The organism is Priestia sp. BR_2, assembly GCF_041954005.1.
GTDB classification, from domain to species: domain Bacteria; phylum Bacillota; class Bacilli; order Paenibacillales; family Paenibacillaceae; genus Paenibacillus_AQ; species Paenibacillus_AQ lautus_A.
On record NZ_JAVFHM010000037.1, the window covers coordinates 1 to 1,428 of the forward strand.

The following is a 1,428-nucleotide window of genomic DNA, read 5'->3' on the forward strand; positions in this document are numbered from 1 at the left end:
GTTTTAAAGTAGATAAAAATTTATCAATAATTACAGGTTTCATCAAATAACCAAACGCTCCTCCTCTTATTGCTTCCCCTACTGTTTCGACATCATTGGCTGCCGTTATTAAAATAATATCGATTCCTCGATACTTCTTTCTGATTTCCCATAACAGTTCTACTCCGTTAATATCTGGTAAAAAAACGTCCAATAAAATTAATTGAGGCGTAAATATTGTTAGTAATTCTAAAGCCTGTTCTCCAGACCCTGCTGTCGCAACAACAGTGAAATGCTCTAGTTTTTTAATAAACTGTTCATAAATTTGTGCAGCCGTAGAATCATCTTCTATAATCATGACATTAATTTGATTTTCAGTCATATCGATTCTTCCTTTTCGTTATTTAATAGCTTTGGGATAACTAATGTAAATCTTGCTCCTTGTAACATACTTTTGCTTATGTATAGTTCACCTTTAAGCAGCTCTACAGATCTTTTAACAATAGTCAATCCAATTCCGTGATTTTCACCTTTTTTCGTTGTGTAACCATCTATAAAAATCATATTTTCTACTTCTTTTGATATCCCTTGTCCATTGTCTTCAACTTCAAAAATCAGGTCATTTCCTACATCTGTAAAAGATACCAGCACGTTCCCTTTATGTTCTCGCACAGCCTCGAGCGCATTATCAATTAAATTCCCCAAGATAGAAACAACGTTTTTTGCGTCTTCGATATCTAAAGTACTTGTTAAGTTACTATCTTGGTCAATTTCTAAAGTAACATCTAATTCTTTCGAACGATTGATCTTTCCAAGTAAGCATGCCGCAATCAAAGGATCCTTTACAGAAGACATTAAAAAAGAAATAATATCTTGGCGTTCCTTTACCTCTGATGAAATCATTTGCATGACATGCTCATACTTCTTTAACTTTAACAATCCATAAATCACGTTCAACTTATTTAAAAATTCATGATTTTGAGCGCGTGAATTATCAGAAAACATTTTAATTTTAGAAATCTCTTCTGTCAATTCTTCAATTTGAGATAAAGTTCTTATAGTAAGGACGATACCCTGCACTTCTTTTTTTCTTACAATAGGAGATAAATCTAAAATATACTGCTGACCATCTAGTACAAGGGACTGGTTAGAATACACCCGCTGCTTTTCTATCGCTTGACCAATTAACTGTCCTAAACGGGCGTTCTTTATCTCTCCTCCTATTTGAAGATGATCAAATAGTTCTCTGGCCCTTCTGTTCATCGACGTTACATATTTTTCAACATTTACAGTAACAGTAGCATCTTGAATAGATTCAAGGGTAGCCTCTTTTTCTTTAAAAAGAAAGGAAATCTCCTCCGGTTCTAGTCCAAATATTAGTCTTTTTACCCTCCTTGCAATGAAAAAAGCTCCAAATGCTCCAATAAGAAAAGGAATACAGGACAATTT

At 33.8% G+C, this 1,428-nt stretch carries 2 protein-coding genes; both read right to left on the reverse strand.

From position 1 onward, the window contains the following. Positions 1–361: response regulator (locus RB298_RS00460; RefSeq protein ID WP_486045210.1), on the reverse strand; the 361-nt coding region annotated here is incomplete at its 3' end. Further along, on the reverse strand, positions 358–1,428 hold a 1,071-nt coding region (locus tag RB298_RS00465; protein ID WP_486045212.1), incomplete at its 5' end, for a sensor histidine kinase. The genes RB298_RS00460 and RB298_RS00465, both read right to left, overlap by 4 nt.